This is a genomic window from Brevibacillus sedimenti, assembly GCF_020923495.1.
Taxonomy (GTDB): Bacteria; Bacillota; Bacilli; order Brevibacillales; family Brevibacillaceae; genus Brevibacillus; species Brevibacillus aydinogluensis.
Genome location: NZ_CP064048.1, coordinates 798,529 through 814,879, shown reverse-complemented (window position 1 = coordinate 814,879; position 16,351 = coordinate 798,529). Strand labels below are relative to the sequence as shown.

The 16,351-nt window shown below is 54.7% G+C and carries 13 protein-coding genes; all 13 read left to right on the top strand.

Features of this window, described 5'->3' with window-relative positions; all coding sequences use genetic code 11:
• Window positions 1-460 precede the first annotated feature (460 nt).
• The 13 genes from IRT44_RS03865 (at window position 461) to IRT44_RS03810 (ending at window position 16,328) form a co-directional block, all read left to right on the top strand.
• Entirely contained in the window at window positions 461-667 is a 207-nt protein-coding gene (locus IRT44_RS03865) for a hypothetical protein (protein WP_171564157.1), read from the top strand.
• Between the two features lie 221 nt (window positions 668-888).
• The gene (locus IRT44_RS03860) at window positions 889-3,006 is read left to right on the top strand and encodes a bifunctional diguanylate cyclase/phosphodiesterase (protein ID WP_230077485.1); all 2,118 of its coding nucleotides are present in this window, start codon (window positions 889-891) and stop codon (window positions 3,004-3,006) included.
• 69 nt (window positions 3,007-3,075) lie between these two features.
• Window positions 3,076-3,411: a hypothetical protein gene (locus tag IRT44_RS03855; RefSeq protein ID WP_230077484.1), complete on the top strand. Its 336-nt coding sequence runs from the start codon at window positions 3,076-3,078 to the stop codon at window positions 3,409-3,411.
• A 648-nt stretch (window positions 3,412-4,059) separates the two neighbouring features.
• Window positions 4,060-4,911: a GGDEF domain-containing protein gene (locus IRT44_RS03850; protein WP_230077483.1), complete on the top strand. Its 852-nt coding sequence runs from the start codon at window positions 4,060-4,062 to the stop codon at window positions 4,909-4,911.
• Window positions 4,902-5,255: a glycosyltransferase family 2 protein gene (locus IRT44_RS19440; RefSeq protein WP_409978427.1), complete on the top strand. Its 354-nt coding sequence runs from the start codon at window positions 4,902-4,904 to the stop codon at window positions 5,253-5,255. The genes IRT44_RS03850 and IRT44_RS19440 overlap by 10 nt, the downstream gene beginning before the upstream one ends.
• A complete protein-coding gene (locus IRT44_RS03845; RefSeq protein ID WP_409978426.1) occupies window positions 5,249-6,115 on the top strand; it encodes a glycosyltransferase family 2 protein in 867 nt (288 codons plus the stop codon). The genes IRT44_RS19440 and IRT44_RS03845 overlap by 7 nt, the downstream gene beginning before the upstream one ends.
• Window positions 6,116-6,329: 214 nt before the next feature.
• Complete coding sequence (locus tag IRT44_RS03840) at window positions 6,330-8,009, top strand: methyl-accepting chemotaxis protein (RefSeq protein ID WP_230077482.1); 1,680 nt, start codon at window positions 6,330-6,332, stop codon at window positions 8,007-8,009.
• A 157-nt stretch (window positions 8,010-8,166) separates the two neighbouring features.
• The gene (locus IRT44_RS03835; RefSeq protein ID WP_171564163.1) at window positions 8,167-9,120 is read left to right on the top strand and encodes an aldo/keto reductase family protein; all 954 of its coding nucleotides are present in this window, start codon (window positions 8,167-8,169) and stop codon (window positions 9,118-9,120) included.
• A gap of 140 nt (window positions 9,121-9,260) precedes the next feature.
• Complete coding sequence (locus tag IRT44_RS03830; RefSeq protein ID WP_230077481.1) at window positions 9,261-10,265, top strand: copper amine oxidase N-terminal domain-containing protein; 1,005 nt, start codon at window positions 9,261-9,263, stop codon at window positions 10,263-10,265.
• A 215-nt stretch (window positions 10,266-10,480) separates the two neighbouring features.
• On the top strand, window positions 10,481-11,431 hold the full coding sequence (locus tag IRT44_RS03825; RefSeq protein ID WP_230077480.1) for an accessory Sec system S-layer assembly protein: 951 nt from the start codon (window positions 10,481-10,483) through the stop codon (window positions 11,429-11,431).
• 102 nt (window positions 11,432-11,533) lie between these two features.
• Complete coding sequence (locus IRT44_RS03820; RefSeq protein ID WP_171564166.1) at window positions 11,534-12,499, top strand: SLAP domain-containing protein; 966 nt, start codon at window positions 11,534-11,536, stop codon at window positions 12,497-12,499.
• A 55-nt stretch (window positions 12,500-12,554) separates the two neighbouring features.
• The gene (locus IRT44_RS03815; RefSeq protein WP_230077479.1) at window positions 12,555-13,538 is read left to right on the top strand and encodes an SLAP domain-containing protein; all 984 of its coding nucleotides are present in this window, start codon (window positions 12,555-12,557) and stop codon (window positions 13,536-13,538) included.
• A gap of 234 nt (window positions 13,539-13,772) precedes the next feature.
• Window positions 13,773-16,328, top strand: coding sequence for a S8 family peptidase (locus IRT44_RS03810; RefSeq protein ID WP_171564168.1), 2,556 nt, complete (start codon window positions 13,773-13,775; stop codon window positions 16,326-16,328).
• Window positions 16,329-16,351: the final 23 nt, after the last annotated feature.

Sequence of the window (16,351 nt, the reverse complement as noted above, 5' to 3'; positions counted from 1 at the left end):
TCTTTTTGTTTTTCGGGACTTTCCCCGCTTGTAAGGGACAATGCCAAACGCAACACGCACCGCAAAAATTTATGCTCCTGATGAAGTGATGCTAGGTTTCTGAAAATATGGGAGACGTGGGATACAAGAATTCTTCCCGTTCCCGCCGCAAACAAGCGTGTTAAGGTGCAGTAGAGAGGCAGGTATGACGCTAGTATTGCATAAGGATTTGCAGAATTGCGGTTCACGCTTGCATAGCCGTGATGTGACAAAACCAAGAATGATTTACTGTATGCTCTCAGGATGGTGGTGGGTTTACATATGTGTTAGCTTTTGGCGATAGGATCAAGTCCATATTTGTGTGTAAATTCTCTTCCGTTAGAGAAATGAATTAGCCAATGCGGGACACTTTAGACACCGCCTTCGTTTTCTGAGTTTCTCGCCATTCCAAATAATCTGAGAGCTCGCTGACCTGGAAGTATTGCTGGAGCTGGGTCTGCGGGAAGCTGTTTCGTCTGTATTTGTTTTTGAAAAGATGCAGGTATGCATCTGGTCAAATTATGAGTTGAACATGCCGATGTTCATCGGAAATCCAGAAAGTATGGAGCTGCTTGGAACCATCGTAACAACAGAAGGTTTGTACCTGCGCGATTCGCATGGAGAATCGCGCTGGACTGTCAGCAAATGAACCGGCGTCCGCGGCCGCATGTGGTCCCATACGCCGGTTTTCCTTTTGCGGACATGCTTTTTTCGGCTGAGATGCCGGCTCCGACGAACAGGACGCGTTCAAAGAAATGACAAGGAATGCATGGTGAGATGTGCGCCATATAAGTGGACAATCATGTATAATGATCGTAAAAAATTTCCGTTTTTTGGAGTTTTGTAACTTCGATTCGTGGGTGAGAACAGATGAAAACGTTGACTGACCATCAACTGGAGTACCTTCTGTCTAAAACAGACGAGAAGCTGACACGTGTTGTCAAAGAGCTGGCAGATATCAAATATGCGTTGGACCAATCTTCCATTTTGGCCATTACCGATCATCGCGGCATCATTATGCACGCCAATGATCAGTTTTGTACCATCTCGAAATATACACGGGAAGAACTGATCGGCCAGGATCATCGCATTTTGAATTCGGGGTACCATTCGAAAGAGTTCTTCAAGGAGATGTGGGCGACCATTGGAGCGGGGCAAGTCTGGCGCGGCGAAATACGCAATCGGGCAAAGGACGGTTCCTTTTACTGGGTGGACACCACCATTGTGCCGTTTGTAAACGAACAGGGGAAACCGTATCAGTACGTCTCGATCCGAAATGATATCAGTCTGCGCAAGAAAGCCGAAGAAGAGGCGAGGCAAAGTGAAGAAAAGTATCGCGTGATTGCGGAAAACTGCTCCGATTTAATTGCCATCATTGATTGCAAAGGCACGTTTGTGTACCTTTCTCCATCGCATCAGACCTTTTTCGGCGATGATGCAGGCGAGCTGGGGACAAGTCATTTGCTGCAATGGGTGCATGAAGAAGATCGCGAACTGGTGACGAATTATCTCAAGGAAATCTGTGCAGCGAGAAAAACGTCTTCTCTGCTGGAATTTCGTGTCCGCACCAACAGCGGACGGGTCCTCTATCTGGAAACAAAAGGGAACCCGATCCTGGACTCGTGCGGCGATGTAAAGAACCTGGTGCTCGTCATGCGGGACGTAACGGAAAGAAAACAATGGGAACAAACCATTTTCCATTTGGCCTACCATGATACGTTGACGGATCTGCCCAACCGCAGGCTCTTTGTTGATCGCTTGCGAAAAGAAGTGTACCAGGCGAAGCGATTCCAGTCCCAATTGGCGGTCATGTTTCTCGACGTGGACCGGTTTAAGCAAATCAACGATTCGTGGGGACATGAAGTGGGCGATGTCATCCTCGCAGAGATTGCGAAAAGAATCAAGCAGTGCCTCGGGGAAAACGATGTGGTCGCTCGTTTGGGAGGAGACGAGTTTACCATCTTGCTGCCCCACATATCGGGCAGAGACCAGGTGGATCAAATCGCCCAGAGAATTCGCGAGCGGCTGGAAGAACCGCTGGAGGTCAATGGCCGACAGCACAATCTTTCCTGCAGCATGGGCATTGCTGTCTTTCCTGCAGATGGACGAGAGGCCGACGAGCTGCTGAAACGGGCGGATATGGCGCTGTATTTTGTGAAAGAACGCGGAAGGAATGGATTTGAATTTTTCCATCCGTCCATTGAAGAGAAATCGTTGGAACGCATCCTGTTGGAAAATGAACTGCGTAAAGCGATGGAGCACGAGCATTTCCACATTGATTATCAACCCAAATATGAGCTGCTGACCGGAAAGCTGGTGGGAGCGGAGGCGCTTGTCCGCTGGAATCATCCGGAATTGGGAAGAATCCCGCCCAACAAGTTTATTCCGATCGCAGAAGAGACAGGGCTGATCGTCCCGATCGGGGAATGGATTCTGCGCCGTGCTTGCGAGCAAAATCGAGCCTGGCAGGCAGAAGGGTACGCCCCTTTTCGCGTATCGGTCAATCTGTCCGTACGGCAGTTTTTTCAACCCGATCTGGTGGAGAGAGTCAGGGAGATTCTGGAGGATACCGGACTGGAACCGCAGTGGCTGGAGCTTGAGATTACGGAGAGCATCTTCGCGGAAACGGACAATGCGGTCCCGATCCTGCAATCGATTCGCGATCTGGGCGTCCATATTTCGATCGACGACTTTGGAACGGGCTACAGCTCGTTCAGCTACGTCAAACATCTCCCGGTCGACACGATAAAAATTGACGCTTCCTTTATTCGGGATGTGCACACGAACAAGGAAAGTCAGGCGATTGTCCGGGCGATCTTGACCATTGCCCAAACTCTGCACCTGAATGTGATTGCCGAGGGTGTGGAAAGGGAAGAGCAGTTGGCTTTCCTGCATGCAGAAGGCTGCCGCGAAGGACAAGGCTATCTGTTCAGCAAACCAATCCCGCGTCAGGAAATAGAAACCTTGCTGAAAGCGGCTGAGGCGTGACCACACACGTCGAACTCGTCAGGTTTATTTTCCGAACGATCAGGGTATCTGCAGGAGAGAGGTGAAATCATGGAACTGCATATACCCAATTTCAAAACGTTGCAGAAGGAACGTGCCAAACAATTAATTGAAGAAGTCCTGGCGCTGAACAATTCAGCCGACAGAGTGACTGTGAAACAGTTCATTTTCATCCTGAACGAACTGTTGCGAATAAAGGGGATCGTCTCGCCGGTGTCGGAAGTGATGATTGTCGTTTCACAGAAAAAGCCCGATCTGTATCATGCGGCACGACTGTCGATCTCGCAAGCCAGCCATTTGAAAATGCTGTTTGAAATTAGAGGAGATGCAGCGTTGGCTGAAGAACGGTTGCTGGCATTTTGTTCAGGCATCGCAAAAGTGACATGACAGCAGTCACTCGGAAATCGAGTGGCTGTCAGCGTGTAGACAAAGTCCACGGCGCATGGGAGATCGGGCCGGCTCGCTCGCTTGACGCCCAGCACAGAAGCGAATGATGTCCGCTCCAAAACGAGACGCGGGCAGGGACAAACATCTGGGTATTTCGAGGAAGTGAGACTTGTGTCCCCTGTTGATTCCCGCGTCTGGCGTTTTTCCGCTGAGTCGGTCGTCAAAGGAGCTCGCTTGGCCCATCCCTCCATGCGATGCCCATTGTCTTCCGCTTCGGTTGATGAATGGGCAGGCCTTTCGGCCTGGAAATCATTTTTTGTGGACGCTAACTCAATGAACCGTTTGTCTTCAGTCTGGCAGTCACTCGGAAATCGAGTGGCTGTTTCTTTTGCAGCGGCCACGTACTCTCAATCACTTATCCACAGTTTGTGAATAACTCTGTTGGTAAATGTGTGAATACTTTTATTTCATGCACAATCAAGTCGTTGGAATCGAGCGGAACGGTTTTCTTGTGCCTGTTGTTGGTCTGTCACTGACCGAAAGCAGCCCAGAGCGTATGTGGTATAAATTGTTGATGGCCAATATAATTGACTGGTGCCATAATACGAGACAGCATGATATCAAAGTCATAGAATCGGGAAAAGAGTCATGAAACGAAGCATTGGTATTGCCGCATTAACGCTGATTCAAATTGCGATGACAGTCTGGCTGGTCATGCAGGTGCCTGTGAGCGTCGCCTGGCTTGTATTGGTAGCCGCTGCCCTGCTGTACGGTCTGTTCCTGTACTTGTCCCCACTCGGCTCCTTCACCTTGCTGGTCGCCGTCATTTTGCTACACGCCTTTTTTGCTGTGGCACAGGGGTGGAAATTGGGGTGGGACATTGGTACGCAATCCCAATCCATCGTATATCAGCTTGCGGTGTTGGTGCTGATGGCTGCGTCATGGGCGCAGGCGACTGAGCTGCGCAGGTGGGCACGTCAATATGAGGAAGCGCAGCGGCAGATTGCCGCGCTGCGCAAAATGGACGAGGCGGTGTCTGTGCTCAGTGCAAATGAGTTTAAGGACCGCTTGAAAGCGATCATGGTCTCCCTGCGCCGGCGAAACGAACCGGGCATGATTGTGTTTGTGCCCGTTCCTTCATACGTTGACGGGTTTGGCGGTCAGCGCTACACGCCGGAAACGGTGCTGCAGGTGGTGGGAGAGGCGGCGCTTAAGTCCGTGCGCGATCAGTTTGACATTGTGGGACGCATTTCGCCCTCGACGATCGCGATTGTGCTGCAGCGCTGCGACCGGGAAGGGGCTCATCGCATGCTGCGGCGGTTTCACCGGCTGCTGCACCAGCAGCGCAGGATTCGCGCAGACCTGGTCATGTCGTGGGTGCGGCTTGAAGACTTGTTCGTGTTCCAGGACTGGTCTGCGGTGGAGGCCCTGCTGGAAGAATGGAGTGCGGATTATGACGCATCCGTGCAGCGGAGAGGAGTTCCTGAACCGTGTCAGTGATCCTGCCTGTTATTGCGGCCTTGTTTTGGCTGCTGCTTCTCTATTATTCGGTGCTGTGTGTCGCCGGTCTTGCGTTCCGGTCAAAAACGGCTCCGTCCCCTCCGCTTGACGAATACCCCAGCGTCGCCATTCTCATCGCCGCCTACAATGAGGAAAAGGTCTTGGCCCAGACGCTGGATGCCATGGCGAGACTAAAGTATGACGGGCCGCTGACGGTGTATGTACTGAACGACAGTTCCTCCGACGCCACCGGGGACATCGCCGACTATTACGCGTCGATGTTTCCCCACATTCGTCATGTCAAAGTCCCCCGGGAACGCCGAAGGGAAAGGGACGGGTGCTGAACTACGGTCTGACGCTGGCGCGGGAACAATACATCGCCGTGTATGACGCCGACAACCAGCCGGAGCCGGACGCCCTGCGGCTGTTGATCGAGGCGGCCGTGCAGACGCCGGGGGCGGCAGGGGCTGTCGGCTACGTGAAAACCCTGAACGCGGAGAAAAACGGGCTGACGCGAATGATCGCCCTGGAGTTTGCCGTCTTCCAACTGCTGATGCAATGCGGACGGTGGTATTTGTTTGGCTTGGGAACGCTGACCGGAACCAATCTGGTGGTGAAGCGCGAGGCGATTGTCGCCGCTGGCGGCTGGGATTCGTCCGCCCTGGCCGAGGATGCCGACCTGTCGATCTCGCTTGCCGCTTTGGGAGGGAAGCTGCCGATTGTACCGCAGGCGCGCTCATGGGAGCAGGAGCCTCAGACATTTGCCGTGTGGCTGAGACAGCGAACGAGATGGATGCAGGGCAACTTGCAGTTGATCGGTAAAATGTTTGAACAGCCGGCGTGGCGCGAGCGGCACGTTGTTTTGCACGCGGTTCACATTTTGTCCATCTACATCGTGTTTGCGGCTGTCTTGTTCATTTCCGATGCGTGGTTTCTGTTGGGCGTGCTGGGGATCGTCCACACGTCGTACACGGTCCCCCTGCTCCTGCTGTGGTTTGAGGCGTGGCTGATCTACGTGATCCAACTCTTGAGCGCGGAAGTGGCGGACGACATGGCAAGTCCCGTCAATCTGGCCGTCTCCTTTATCATGTATGTTACCTATTCGCAGCTGTGGCTGTTCCTGCTGGTGCGCGCCGCTGTCCTGGAGTACAAGCGTCGGCGCGTGAACGTGGAACCGGTATGGGACAAGACCCTCAGATTTTAGTCAGGCGATATTACTGGCCCTTCGTCGTTTACCGGCGAAGGGTATTTTTTTGAAAACAGTGGTGAGCCGGGCGAGCGCATGACAGGGGGCATTGACCATTACGCGTTCTCGTGGTAGTTTGATACTATCTTCTCTTTGGTATTTTTTCCTATCTGACAAGGTCGTGAGCGAACAGTCTGAGACGCAAGTCCCTATCAATCGGAGGAGTAGAGACATGAGATGGACGATTGGCAGAAAAGTAACCGCCGGATTTTTATCAGTCGTACTTCTTTTGGTAATGGTAAGCGGCCTGTCACTTTACTTCCTCAATAAAGTGGACAGTTCGTTCTCTGAAGTCATGAACCGAAGAGCTGTCATTCTCTTGAACGCGAAGAACATTCAAGTGAACGCGACCCAACTGAACAACAGTTTGCGAGACTATTTGCTGACCCACAATGCAGCATCGCTGCAGCGAGTGGAGGATACAAGCAAGACGTTGTCGGAATTGGTCTCAATCTCCATGGAACTGGCCGATACGCAGGAAACCAAAGTGTATCTCAGCCAGATTGAACAACTGAACAAGCAGTTCCAAAAATCGAAAAGTCTGATCGTTTCAGTAGGGAACGAGCAGGCTCTGGCCTTTGCCACGACCTCATTGTTTCCGATTTCACGGGATATGCAAACCATCGCGGAACAGATCAGTGAACGACAGCAGAAGCTCATGACCCAGGCCACTCAGGAAAACGCCGCGATGGTAAACAGCGTGGAGATAACGGTATGGGTGATCAGCGGGATCGCGGTCATCCTGGCGATTGGCATTGGCTACGTGGTATCCCGACTGATTTCGCGGCCCGTTGTGCGGCTCAAGTCCTCGGTCGAAACGATTGCGTCCGGTGACCTGACGGCAGACGATCTTTCTGTAACCAACAAAGACGAGATCGGGGAACTGGTTCATACCTTTACGGTCATGAAAAATAATTTGCGCGGCTTGATTCAGCAGGTGCGCATCAGCGCCGAGCAGGTGGCTGCTTCCGCTGAAGAGCTGACAGCCAGTGCGGAGCAAACAAGTAAAGCTACGGAGCAAATCGCCTCCACTGTGCAGGAAGTCGCCTCAGGCTCCGAGCAGCAGGCCGCCAGCGTGGGGCAAAGCGCCCAGATTGTTCAAGAGATGGCGCAGGGAATCCAACAAATTGCGGCAAACGCCCAGCAGGTATCCGCCTCGTCCATACAGGCAGCCCAGGTGGCAGAGGAAGGGAATCGGGCGATCCAAACCGCCGGCGAACAGATGGGATCGATTCACGACAAGGTGAACGATCTGGCAGCAATCATCAAGGAATTGGGCGAACGTTCCGCAGAAATCGGCCAGATTGTTCAGGTGATCTCCGACATCGCCTCTCAAACCAATCTGTTGGCGCTGAACGCAGCCATCGAAGCGGCAAGAGCGGGTGAGCACGGGCGGGGATTTGCGGTCGTTGCCGATGAAGTGCGCAAACTTGCGGAGCAGTCGGCGGCGTCTGCAAATCAAATCCACGACGTCATTTCGTTGATCCACGGGCAGATGGAGAAGGCGGTCACTTCCATGGATCAGGTAAAAGATGAAGTGAACGAAGGAATGGACGTCGTGACCCAGGCAGGGACGTCTTTCGCGCACATCCAGCGCTCCGTGAATGATGTAGCCGTGCAGATTCAGGAGGTTTCCGCCAGCGCGCAGCAGATGTCGGCGTCTGTGGAAGAAATCGTGCGTTCCATCACCTTGATCCGGGAAGTGGCGAATGAAACAGCCGCTGGAACGCAGAATGTGTCTGCCGCTGCGGAAGAGCAGTTGGCCTCGATGGAAGAAATCTCGTCTTCCGCCCTGGCTCTGGCAAAAATGTCTGAGGACTTGCAGCAACATATTTCGCGTTTTCGGGTATAGAAAAACGTGTTGGAAAAGAACCTCATCGTTATTGATGGGGTCTTTCTGTTGAGTCTGCCTCTTGACATCTTGAAGCACTCGGACAGCTTCGTGATAAAATTGAGAAAGAGTCGCATTAGCTACCCGCTTTCGAATACTTTCTCGGGAGGGAACGAAGATGAATTACCGTCGTCTCGGAAACTCGGGATTGAAAGTGAGCGAAATCAGCCTGGGAAGCTGGCTGACGTACGGAGGCTATGTCGGCAGGGAGGAGGCGATCTCCACCATCGACAAGGCCTATGAACTGGGAATCAACTTCTTCGACACAGCCAACATTTACATGAAGGGGGAAGCGGAGAAGGTGGTCGGTGAGGCCCTGCGGAAGTATCCCCGCGAGTCGTACGTGTTGGCGACCAAAGTCTGGGGACCGATGGGCGATCGACCCAACGACCGGGGATTGTCCCGCAAGCACATCATGGAACAGTGCGAAGCGAGCCTGAAGCGGCTCGGTCTCGATTACATCGACGTGTACTACTGCCACGCCTTTGACAACGACACCCCCATGGAAGAGACGCTGCGGGCGATGGACGATCTCGTCCGGCAGGGCAAGGTGCTGTATGTCGGTATCAGCAACTGGACAGCGGCGCAAATCGCCGAAGCATTATCGATCATGGACAAATACCTGCTGCACCGGATCGTGGCGAATCAACCGCTGTACAACATGTTTGCAAGAGAGATTGAGAAGGAAATCATTCCGCTGTGCGAGCGAAACGGCATCGGACAGGTCGTCTATTCGCCGCTGGCGCAGGGCGTGCTTGCCGGCAAGTACCGAACGGTGAATGAGGCGCCTGCGGGCAGCCGGGCGGCCGACAAACGCGGCAACCAGACAGTGAAATCGTGGTTGAAAGAAGAGAACCTGCACAAGGTGGAGCGTCTGCGTCCCATCGCCGAAGAACTGGGGCTTTCCTTGGCCCAGCTTGCGTTGGCCTGGACGCTGCGCCAACCGAACGTCTCCAGCGCGATCATCGGAGCGAGCGTGCCCGAGCAGGTGGAACACAACGTGAAAGCCTCCGGGATGACGATTCCGGACGAGACGCTGGCCACTATCGACAAGATTCTGGAACAGGCATGATGCCTTTACCCGGCGCCCCATTTCCGTGGGGCTTGCTGTTTTTTAGCCGGCCCTCTTTCCCCTATCAAGTTCCCGCCGATTTGCCGATATGGTAAACAGAGCACGTATTACTTCTGGTGCAAGCGGGAGGGAAATTTTTGATGAAGAAATGGCTGTCTGCAAGTTTGGTGCTCACCCTGCTGGCCTGTACGCCGCTGGCCGCGGTCCATGCGGAAAAACCGGTAAAAGAAGCCCAAAAAGGGAACGGTGGCGGTCAAGTGGACAAAGACGCCAAGGGAAAGGGCAAGGACAAGGGAAAACCGGATAAGGACAAGCCTTCCGGTTCGACCGCAGGAGGCGTGTCTCCAAAAGAAGCCGTCCAGCAAGCTGTCAAGACCAAGAAGGAACTGATCGAACTGCGTCAGCAGTTGAAGCAAGTCAAAGAGGCAACGGAAGAACTGAAAGCGAAATACGAAGAGCTGACCAGGATGCTGGAGCAGCAGTCCGAACAGAAGCAGGCGCTGGACGTTCAAAAAGAACTGCTCAACCGCTTCTATAAACCAGGCGATCAGAAACTGTTCGACAAGCTGGGCGAACTGTACGAGAAAACGGGCGACACGTCGCTGAAGACGTTTGTCAATGGAAAAGAAGTCGTGATGGACACCGCCCCGTTCGTGGAAAAGGGACGCGCCCTGGTGCCTGTGCGTGCCATCGGCGCTGCGCTGAAGGCCGAGGTGAAGTGGAACGGGGAGACCCGCACCGTCGAAGTGGTGCGCGGCGACAACAAGATCACGCTGTATCTCGATTCCGGCGAAGCGGAAGTGAACGGGGAGAAGATCAAGCTGGAGACCCCGCCGGTGATCAAAAAAGGCCGCCTCTTTTTGCCGCTCCGTTTTATCGGGGAAACGCTGAAGGCAAAAGTCGGTTATCAGGAGAAAGGGGATCTGATCATCATCGAGGATGGCAGCCTGACGGGAACCGACGATATTGACACCACACCGGAGACACCGGCACCAAGCGGAGAAGGGGAAGAACCAGCGCCCTCACCGGCAGCAGACGCGAGCGAAGCGTCAAACACATCGGAATCCGCTGCCTCAGAAACGGCACCAACCGGCGAGGCTTCCGAATCGGCCGGCTCCGGCACACAGACGGTGACGACGCCGTAAAGACAACACTCTGAGTCGAAACGAGAGGGCGAACCATACGCAGGTTTTGCCCTCTCAATTTGTTTTAGAAGGCACCGTGCCCGCATCCAACACGCGTTCCAACGGATACCAAGTTTTCGATGTTGCATTAAGGGCTCACTGTGCTATAGTTGAGTACGAACAGCATCTCTATAAACCTTTACATATAGATGTAGAGAAAAGTTGGGAGAGACGTTATGTTATCCTTTTTGAAAAACATATTGGGGAAGACGCCGACGCCGGAAGATGTGAAAAATCAGGTGCAGGAGGAGTCGGTATTGCCGGCAGCGGATAACGACGTGTCCGAGAAGGTGCCGGAGCAAAAAGAGACGGAGTCCAAGGCGGCTGGCGTGACCACATCCCTGTCGCTGCACGAGTCGTGGGAAAAGCGGCTGACTACGCAGGAGAAATATGCGTTGTCGTTTATGGCACAGGAACTGCCGCCGCTGCAGGAGGGGAATATTTCCCTGGCCGGCATTTCGCTTGTCCCGCACGAAGACGGTGTTCAGGTGACGGCTTTCCTGCGCAACGGCACCAACCGGCCTCTGCGCCTGGGGGAGATGCCGCTGGTCGTGTTGTTTGGGGATCAGCAGTTGTTCACCCGACAGACGTTTGACCTGGGAGAGCTGGGCGAAATTCCGCCGTTCGCGGCCAGACCGTGGACGTTTGTGTTTAAGCGGGAGTACTTCCTGCAGGTAAACGTTTTGCTCACCAACTGGAAGATTGCGTTTGAGCTGGCACAGAAAAAATTGGTGCTGCCTCAGCAGTTGGAACTGGAAGAGTCGTGGATCAAGGCGCTGACGGACGAGCAGAAACAGTCCCTGATCGAACTGGCCAAACGGCTGCCGCCGCTAAAGGAAGGGGAAGTCAACATTCAGAGTGTACAGCTTCGCCGGGCGGAGGATGGTGCGCTGCACGCGATGCTTTTGATCCGCAATGGGTCGACGCAATCGCTGTCCATCGAAAAGCTGCCGCTCGCCCTTTACGACGCGGCAGGAGACAAGGTGGCGGAAGGGCTGTTTGAACTGGGGGGGTTGACCGTCAACGCCAATACCAGCAAACCGTGGATGTTTATCTACCCCAAAGAAAGTGTGTTGAAGGATGACGCGGACTTCTCTCGCTGGAAGGTAGGCGTGCCGCAGGGGTAAAGCGGGCGTTTAATCGCTTGCGGCCATTTGACCCCGCCCGCCGAAAAGTCTTATCATAGAGAGAAGCTTCATTTGTGCTGCGGTCAGGAGAGGAGGATGCAGATGTTTTCCTTTTTTAAGAATTGGTTGAACAAGGAGCAGGGAAAAACGCGCTCCATGGAAGAGTTGAAACAAGAGATTCAGGAAGATGCGGCTGTCGATTTTGCCGAACTGAGCGAACAGGAGGCGGAGGTTGAAGCAGGGGAGTCCGTGCCGGCTGCGGAGGCCGGGAACCAGAAAGTGCGGACGGACCTGTCCCTTCACCCGGCCTGGGAGCAGCAGTTGGACAACGAGAAAAAGTACACCCTCCGTTTTCTGCAGGCACAACTGCCGGATGTGCCGGCCGGAAGCATCAGCGTGACCGGATTCAGCCTGATTCCGAATCCGGAGGGCCTTACTGTGGCAATGTTTGTCCGCAATGGTCTGGATCAACCAGTGCGGTTTAAAGACATTACCCTGGCGATCTATCTGGATGACAAGCCGTTTGCTCGTCAGCGGGTTGACCTGAGCGGAATGGGATCGATCCCGCCGCGCAGCAGCCGTCCGTGGGAAGTATTTTTTCCGGAGGGCACGTACCTGCATGAGAATTTCAGATTCTCACGCTGGAAAGTGATGATGAAGGCGCAGGCCAACCCTTACGTCTGGCCCAAACATCTCGACCTTGACCCGCAGATGGAAGCACGCATGACCGAACGGCAAAAAGACCGCCTGGAGCTCTTGAGCCATTCGCTACCGCCGATTGAAGCCGAAACCGTTGAGGCTACCGGCTTTGACATCGGCTGGACGAAAAGGGGAGAGCTGGTGGTGGCTGTACTGTTCCGCAATGGCTTGCCGGTAGACTATCGCCCGGGTAAATTGACGATCACCGTATCCGACACGGAGGGCGATGTGGTCGCAACCGGGATCATCGACGGCAGCAGCATTCGGGTCCGTCCGCGGACAAGTCGACCGTGGCTGTTTGTCTTCCCGGAAAATGCGGTGAAAAAGAAAAACGCCAGCCTGAAACGATGGATGCTGGAGGTTACCTGACCGCCCCTGCATTTGTTACCTGTATCCGCTGGTCGGGAAATGAGGAGGTTTTGACATGAGTTGGTTGCTGGAAAACTGGTTTGGCTCCAAAGAGAGCCTGGAGCAAGTGCGCGAAGATGTGCACAATCACCTGCAAAAGGAGTCTTATCTGGGCGTGTCCGGGATCGACAATCCGGAGCAGTCGTCCAATCGCATCCCGTCCAAGGAAATGGTCTTGAACCTGCACGGCCCCTGGGGCGATAAGCTGGATGAGCAAGAAGCCGAGCTGATGCAGTACATTCACGACGAGCTGCCGCCCGTGGTGCGGGACGAAGTGGGGATCTTCCCGTTCTTTACTCAGGTGACGCAGGAAGGGTACCTGGTGCTTACCTTTATCCGCAATGCCACCAGCCGCAACATGCTGTTTCAACGGCTGCCGCTGAGACTGGTCACTCCGGATGGAAAAGTCGTCGCCCGCAAAACGTTCCATCTGCTGGAGTTTGGGCCGGTCGGCGACAAGTCGAGCCGTCCGTGTGAGTTCCTGTTCCCGTGGAGCGAGTTTGAGGAGCTGCCGGATAAGGAAGTGCCGCTCACACTGGAATACAAGAAACCTGAGAAAACAGCCGAGCACCCGGAAATGCTGGGCGGAGAGCTGACCGAAGAGGAGCAGCAGCAGTACCAGGACAAGGCAGCTGCTCTGCCGGTTGAAGATGACCTGGTGGACCTGCAGGTGCTGGACATTTTGGATGGAACCAACAACGGCCTGAAGGTGGTCGTGCTGTTCCGCAACGGGCTGAACAAGCGTCTGGAATTTACGGAAGTGCCGATTATCGTGCACGACAAGGCTGGAGATGCAGTGGCCCGCGTCCACTACACGCTGGAAAACCTGAAGGTGGAAGCCAAGGGCAGCCGGATGTGGGCGTTTGAAATCCCGGCAACGTCGATCAAGAAAGAAGGCGTGAAAGCCGCTGATTGCACCGCTTTCATCCCCAAAGCCAAGCAGCAGAAAAAAGGACAGGCTGCGCCTAAAACTTCGCAGCCGAATGGCTTATTGCAATAACGAAACGTTTCAGAACCACCCCCTTTTGCCGCAGTGGCAGAAGGGGGTATTGCTGTTTGGTTGGATGACGTTCCAGGTATTGGATCAACAGGGTTGCGTTTCATCTGTTTGTTCCGCTATGCTAGATAGATAGAAATGGTAGAAAGTACAGAGAAGGGCATGTGACCCGCCACTACCTGATTCCCTGTGTTTCGCCGTCATGGGAAAAACAGGGGAGGAAGGACTGTCATTTTCATGAGGAGAGTTATCATTTTGGGGCTTGTGGTCGCCATCGGATTGGCGGCGGTGATCGCGAATGTCAGAACCGTGTCAGCGGCCGGAATCACGTCGGACCGGTACATCAACAACCAGACCCATCTCAAGCAGATCAAGGCGGACCAGGCGTGGAAAACGGTCAACAGCAACAATTCCATCATCATCGCCGTCCTGGATACAGGGGTGGATGCCAACCATCCCGATTTGAAAGGAAATGTACTGCCGGGGATCAATCTGGTGAATCCGGGAAAGTCTGCGCATGACGACAGCGCAAACGGACACGGCACGGCGGTGGCAGGGATTATCGCGGCCAAGGGGAACAACGGCATCGGGGTGTCCGGGGTGTTGTGGAACGCCCACATCCTGCCGATCAAGGTGCTGGACAAATACGGCCAGCAGGACAATATTGACGTCATCGCCAAGGGGATAAACATGGCGCTGGACCGGGGGGCCAAGGTGATCCTCATGTCGGTCAGCAGCATGTCGTACTCCAAAGCCTTGACGGAGGCGGTCCAGCGGGCGGAAGCGAGCGGAGCGGTGCTGGTGGCGGCCAGCGGCAACGAGAGCGACCGGGTCGCCTATCCGGCTGCGTATCCGACCGTGATCGCTGTCGGGGCGGTCAAAAGCAACAACCAACCGCTGAGCGAGTCCAATTCTGGGCCGGAGTTGAATCTGGTGGCTCCCGGCATGAACGTGTACACCACCAAGCCCGGAGGCAAATACGGCACGTTGAGCGGCACGTCGGCCGCTGCTCCCCAGGTAGCGGGGGCCGCAGCGCTGGTGCTGGCCCGCCGTCCCAACATGTCGCCGTTCGATGTGCGACAACTTCTGTACCAGACCGCCACGGATCTGGGCGAGCGCGGCTGGGACCGGCAGACGGGCTACGGCCTGCTCAATGTCGACCGGGCCGTCCGAAGCAACCCTTCGACGGATTTTCACGAGCCGAACAACAGCATGGGACAAGCCAGTCCGTTTCCCATCGAGTCGCAGATTCGCGGACGGCTCAACCAGTCCGACACGATTGACTGGTACAAGATGGATATTCCCTACGATGGCAAAGTGACGCTGAGGGGTTCTATATCCACTTCGATATCGTCCCCCATGGCCGCCACGTTCTATTCGGAAAATCGTACGCCTGTCACGTATTACATGGGCAACGGCGATACCCTGACGGTTCCGGCCAAGGCCGGACGCATGCTGATCAAACTGGAGCGAACCGGCGGGGTCAACGCGTTTACCTACGTGCTGACCAGCTCGTTTTCGATCAACCCGGACCGCTACGAGCGAAACAACAACATGGATACGGCGCGACCCCTGGTCGGGAATCAGATCAGCGTGACCGGCAATTTTCACGAGGAAGGCGATCAGGACTGGTTTTCCTACTACGTGCGTGAGTATGGCCGGCTGAACATTACGGTTACCCCTGACACCAAGCGAATGGATCTGAACATGCGCATCGGCAAACAGGGGCAGGGATGGGAAGAGTACGACACCTGGGACCGGGACAACCCGGTCGAGCGGGCACAAAAAGATGTGTCGCCGGGCAAGTATTACATACGCATCAGCGAATACTGGGGCAATCAGGTAAACGGGGAGTACCGGCTGGATTTGTCCTTCACGCCGGTTCGCAAGGACGTCAATGAACCAAACGATACGTATCGCCAGGCCTCTCAACTGGCCAACGGCACATTGATGACCGGCACCTTGCCGACCCATACCGATTCAGATTGGTTCCAATTTACCGTGGATTCGGAATCCTACGTCAGCGTTCGTGCGCCGTTTGTCCCCGTGTCCAAGGGGATGCGCATCGAGATCTACGGGTCCCATACCTTTAACTATGCGCTGGCTGCTACCGATCAGGTGGCCCAGTTGTCCGATCAAGGCAAGGAAGTCATCGGATTAAAGCTCAAGCCTGGGAAGTACTACATCCGATTGAGCAGTACGGTCCCGTTCAAATACGATGCCTACCGCCTCACACTGCACAAGGAGAAGCTGGTGGACGGCTATCGGGACATTGCCGGTCACTGGGCTCGCGCCGAAATCGCCCGGCTGACTCGAAAAGGGGTCGTCAAGGGTTTTGACAATGCCACGTTTCAGCCGAATCAGCAGGTGACGCGGGCACAATTTGCCACCATGCTGATCCAAGCCATGCGGGCCAAAGGGCTGCCGGTGGGGGCGTATACGGGCCGCAATCCGTTTGGCGACCTGTCCAGCTCCCATTGGGCCTACCAGCCGCTTCTAATGGCGTATAAACTGGGGATTATGCAGGGGTACCCCAACCGGACGATCAAGCCGAACCAGCCCATCTCCCGGGCGGAGATGGCCCAGATGACCGCCCGCGCCCAGAACTTGCTTTTGACCAAGCACTCAAGGTCGTCATACCGTGACGTACCGATCAGCCACTGGGCGTCTCCGGCGATCGAGGCGCTCACCTCCAGAGGTTGGCTGAAGGGCTACGGGAATCTCTTCAAGCCGCAGGGACGCGCGACCCGAGCCGAAGTAGTCGTTCTGTTGGCCAGAGTCTACAAATTGTGATCAACAATTAAAGGAGAGGACAT